This is a genomic window from Streptomyces sp. MnatMP-M17, from assembly GCF_900091995.1.
GTDB lineage: Bacteria > Actinomycetota > Actinomycetes > Streptomycetales > Streptomycetaceae > Streptomyces.
Window position 1 is genome coordinate 1 of the sequence record NZ_FMDK01000628.1, and the last position, 4,481, is coordinate 4,481.

6 protein-coding genes and 1 pseudogene are annotated in these 4,481 nt (G+C 70.5%); 3 read left to right on the plus strand and 4 right to left on the minus strand.

The annotated features are described in order from the left end of the window. Both GA0115259_RS26410 and GA0115259_RS26415 read right to left on the minus strand, forming a co-directional pair. Positions 1 to 578, minus strand: a 578-nt coding sequence (locus tag GA0115259_RS26410) for a hypothetical protein (protein ID WP_107469265.1), incomplete at its 3' end; no start/stop codon positions are given. Between the two features lie 244 nt (positions 579 to 822). Beyond that, positions 823 to 1,662, minus strand: coding sequence for an aminotransferase class IV (locus GA0115259_RS26415; protein ID WP_093601651.1), 840 nt, complete (start codon positions 1,660 to 1,662; stop codon positions 823 to 825). A 67-nt stretch (positions 1,663 to 1,729) separates the two neighbouring features. Between GA0115259_RS26415 and GA0115259_RS26420 the strand changes: the two genes are divergently transcribed. The 3 genes from GA0115259_RS26420 (at position 1,730) to GA0115259_RS26430 (ending at position 3,355) form a co-directional block, all read left to right on the plus strand. Further along, entirely contained in the window at positions 1,730 to 2,359 is a 630-nt protein-coding gene (locus GA0115259_RS26420) for an NADPH-dependent FMN reductase (RefSeq protein WP_093601653.1), read from the plus strand. Between the two features lie 142 nt (positions 2,360 to 2,501). Further along, positions 2,502 to 2,831: a divalent-cation tolerance protein CutA gene (gene cutA, locus GA0115259_RS26425; RefSeq protein WP_093601655.1), complete on the plus strand. Its 330-nt coding sequence runs from the start codon at positions 2,502 to 2,504 to the stop codon at positions 2,829 to 2,831. Next, the gene (locus GA0115259_RS26430) at positions 2,828 to 3,355 is read left to right on the plus strand and encodes a gamma-glutamylcyclotransferase family protein (protein WP_093601657.1); all 528 of its coding nucleotides are present in this window, start codon (positions 2,828 to 2,830) and stop codon (positions 3,353 to 3,355) included. The genes cutA and GA0115259_RS26430 overlap by 4 nt, the downstream gene beginning before the upstream one ends. A gap of 39 nt (positions 3,356 to 3,394) precedes the next feature. Here GA0115259_RS26430 and GA0115259_RS26435 read toward each other — a convergent pair whose 3' ends face one another. Together GA0115259_RS26435 and GA0115259_RS26440 are read right to left on the minus strand one after the other, a co-directional pair. Next, a complete protein-coding gene (locus GA0115259_RS26435; protein ID WP_093601659.1) occupies positions 3,395 to 4,156 on the minus strand; it encodes a SanA/YdcF family protein in 762 nt (253 codons plus the stop codon). Positions 4,157 to 4,223: 67 nt separating this feature from the next. Beyond that, positions 4,224 to 4,481, minus strand: a pseudogene (locus tag GA0115259_RS26440) (hypothetical protein); the annotation flags it as partial.

Below are 4,481 nucleotides of genomic sequence, written 5' to 3' on the forward strand. Positions count from 1 at the left end.
CGCAAGGTCCCGCCGACGGCGGCAGCGGCCACGACGGCCGCTCCCACCGCGATCTGGGTGGTGTCGGGACCGACGCTGCCGCCGATCCCCGATCTGACATGGCCGCGCGGTTCGCGGTCGCGCTCCACGAAGAATTCCCGGGTGATGTGCCTGCCGTCCTCGCATCGCACACCGACGCGGTACGGACCACGTCCGATCTCGTGCGGCACCCGGAACCGGCCGACCAGCGTCTCCTGGTCCGCCTCTTGGCCCTCTGCGCGGCCCTCCGCGCGCTCCAGCCGGAACTCGCCGGCGCCAGCCGACCGCGCGTCGCCCTTGGCGGGGCCCTCGCGGCAGACGGTGGTACTGACGGAGACGAGGGAGCCGGGACGCACGACCTTCGGTGAGAGTTCCAGCCGGCCTTCGTCCGCGGCTATGGCGGTGGTGGTGGTTATGGCGGTGGTCGAGGCGGTGGTCGAGGTGGTGGTGTCCGCGGTGCCGGTGGCCGCTGCCGCGGTGGTCGTGGCGCACAGGGAGGTCAGACCTGTCGAGACGGCTGCCAGCGCGGTACCGGTCAGTAGGCGGGCAGTGGGACGCATGGTGATCCTCCGGGGCAGCGCGGTAGTCGTCACCTCTGAGATAAGGCGCCCGTCGGGTCGTACGCCTGCTGATGTCCGATCAGATTCGCGGGCCGCACCCGGCGCGGCCCGCTTGCCGTTCGGTGTCTTCGCAGGTCACGGCTGCTGACGTGCCGTCACTCCGATGAGTTGCCCGGTACTCGCCGAACGGGTGACGAGGACGTGCGCCCGCCGTGCCCGCCGTGCCCGCCGTGTCTGTCACCGCTCAGATGCGATCCCACTCCACGCCCTCGTACAGCTCCGTCACCGTCTTCAGCAGCGCCGCCTCGCCCGGGAAGACCGTCCCGTCGATTCCGGCCACCGGCGCGACTCCGTGCGAATTGGTGAGGAAGGCGGCGCGGAACCGGGGAAGGTCCGCCAGAGTGATCCGGCGCCGGACCGACGGGAGGCCGGCGGCCGGGAGGAGTGGTTCCAGCAGGGCCATGGTGATGCCGGTGAGGAGCGGAGCATCCGGCCAGACGATGGAACCGCCGTCCCAGAAGCCGATGTTGGCGACGGCGCTCTCCGCCACCAGTCCGTCGGGACCGGTGAGCAGCGCGTCGTCGAAACCGGCGCGCTCGGCGAGCCGGCCGTAGTGGATCTGGGCGAAGCCTCCGAGATGCTTGATGTGCGGAACCGGGCGCTGGTACGGGACGGACATCAGCTTCTTCGCCCTGCCGTCCAGGGCCGCCGGAGGCCGTACCGTCACCATCAGAGTCGTGTTACCGCCTGTGCCGGCGCCGATACGCGGGCGAGAGCCGGTGCTGTTCGCGGCGTCCGGCCCGTTCTGCCAGTGGACATGGACCCGGGCCGAGGCGTCACGTACACCTTCGAGCGCGTGCCGGAGCGCCGCCCGTACGCGCTCGCCGTCCAGGCCCATGCCGAACAGCTCACGGGTCGCGCCGTCGAGCCGGGCAAGATGGAGGTCCATCCCGCGTGCCCGGCCGTCCCTGATCTGCATGGCGGTGAAGTGTCCGTATGTGTCCAGCGCACGGAGACGCAGATCGGCCTCGGTCGCGGGCCGGCCGTCGACCTCGATCAGCAGGTGCGGTGCGGTAGTCGTCATGGTCATCACCGTACGACGCGCGAGGACGGCTTGACCTGAACCAAGGTTGAGGTACGAGTCTGTTCCCATGGACACCACCACGGACGTCATGACGCCGGAAACCACGGCTCCATCCGGTTCCGCACCTCTGAAGCTGGCCGTCATCCTGGGCAGCAACCGCGAGGGCCGTTTCGGCCCGGTCGTCTCCCGCTGGTTTCTCGCCCGCGCCGCCGAGCGCCCGGACTTCACCACCGGACTGATCGATCTGGCGGAGACGGATCTGCCGACCGCGCTCTCCTTCCACCCGGGCCCGGCCGTCAAGGGCGAACTCGGCAAGGTCACCGCGCGACTGGCCGCCGCCGACGCCTTCGTCGTGATCACTCCGGAGTACAACCACTCCTTTCCCGCCGCCCTCAAATCGCTGATCGACTGGCACTACGGCGAATGGCAGGCCAAACCGGTCGGCTTTGTCTCGTACGGCGGAATCTCCGGTGGACTGCGCGCGGTCGAGCAGTTGCGCCAGGTCTTCGCCGAGCTCCACGCCGTCACGGTCCGGGACACGGTCTCCTTCCACCACGCGGGCGCGCACTTCGACGACGAGGGCCGGCACAAGGACCCGGCCCAGTGCGACGCGGCGGCCAAGGCGATGCTCGACCAGCTCGCCTGGTGGGGCCTGGCCCTGCGCGACGCCAAGTCCGCTCGCCCGTACGCCGCTTGAGGAGAAGCGGGCAGGGCGGCAGGGCGGTGGGTGCGGTGGTGCGGCGGAGATGCCTACGGTGCTGTACTACCGCCTGGTGCGCAGCACATATCCGGGCTTCGTACCTCGCCCGACTCCGGACCCTCCCGAAGGAGCCCGCCACGTGTCCACTGCCGAGTATCTGACCGTGCTGACCACGATCGACAGTGCCGCCAGGGCCGAGGAGATCGCCCGTGGAGCGATCGAGGCCCGGCTCGCCGCATGCGCGCAGATCTCCGCGTCGGTCGCCTCCGTCTACCGTTGGAAGGGCGCGGTCGAGACCGCCGAGGAGTGGCAGATCCTCTTCAAGACCACCGGCTCCCGTTATGACGCCCTGGAGGCTCATCTCAAGGACGTCCACGACTACGACACACCGGAGATCATCGCCACACCGGTGGTGCGCGGCAGCGCGGAGTATCTGACCTGGATCACCGAGGAGACCGACGCGCCATGAGAGCGGTGGTCGATACGGCAGACGCCGAGGCGGCGGGCGAGCTGCCGTTCTTCGTCTACGGCACGCTGCGGCCTGGCGAGCCCAACTACGACCTGTGTCTGCGAGGCCGCACGGCCCACGAGGAACCGGCGCGCCTGGAGGGAGCCCTGCTCTACGACGGCCCCGGCTATCCGTATGTGATCGAGGACCGGGGCACGGTCGTGGGCGACCTCATCACGGCGAAGCCCGGGCAGTACGGCGAACTGCTCGCCGTACTGGACGAGTTGGAGGAGTACTTCGCGCCCGGTGACCCGGCCAATGTGTATGAACGGGTCGCCCGCGATGTCCTGTCGGCCGGTGGCACCACGGTCAGCGCCTGGGTGTATTTCGCGGCACCTCGTGTGGCCCATGAACTACGGGCGCGAGGCCGGCTGATCGCGGGCGGCGACTGGCTGACTCATGTCAGCCCGTACCTACGTGCCCCCTACTCGCCCGCGGCCCCGGCGTCGGCGTCGTCCGTTCCACGCGTACCGCACACACCTTGAACTCCGGCATCCAGGAGGCCGGCCCTGGCCTCCTGGGCGTCAGCGGGCGCGGCCTGCCGCGAGCGCCTCGGTCACTCCCGTTTCGGTCGGGCCGAGGAACATGGGATCCGGTCGCAGCAGGGCCTCGGCCGCCGCCTTGCCCGAGGCGAACACCTCCCGTATGCCGCCGTAGTACCAGGTCGCGTCGCGCCGCTCGGTGACGCCGACTCCGTACGACTCGACACCCGCCGCCCGGCACAGCGCCACCGCGCGCCGGACATGGAAGCCCTGTGTCACCAGCACCGCCCGCTCGACGCCGAATATCTTTCTGGCGCGCACGCACGAGTCCCAGCTGTCGAACCCGGCGTAGTCGCTGACTATTCGGTCGTCCGGCACACCTCGCCCGACGAGATACGTCCGCATCGCGCCCGGCTCGTCGTACTCCACCCGGCTGTTGTCCCCGGTGACCAGCACGACCTTCACCTTGCCCGTGCTGTACAGCTCCGCCGCCGCGTCGAGGCGGTGCGCGAGATACGGTGTCGGCCGGCCGGACCGCAGCCCGGCTCCGAAGACCATGGCGACATCGCCGGCCGGGACATCGGCGACCGTACGGATACGGCTGTCCGCGACCGCGTGCATCCAGGTCACGGGCATCAGCGCCAGCACACACCCGAGCATGACCGTCTGCACCGTACGTCGCTGCCCGCGCCGGGTGCGCGGCCACCACGGCCGACGCGGCAGTCGCGGCAGCCGCGCCGGCCAAGGCAGTTGCGGCACGCGCAGCCTCGGCACGCGCAGGCGTGACAGCTTCGGCAGTGGCATCGTTCCCCCTCACTGGATCGCGGGCTGGACCGCGCTCTTCACTCCCTATGACGATCGGCGACGCCGATCAGTTCGCGGCGGACATGTCCGGCGTCCAGGCCGCCAGCAGCAACGACTCGGCCGCCGCCGACGCGTACACCGCCGTGGCCAGCCATGCCAGGGCGAAGCCTCCGGGATCGGCGGGCAGCAGCCGTCCGAGGACATCGTGCCGCCGGTCCGCCGCCGCCTCCGCCAGGGCCTGGACCCGCTCCGCGCCCGCAATGAGGCCCACGATCCGCAGCCGACGCGGCAGTTCGCCGTCCGCCGATACGGCGGTCACCCCACG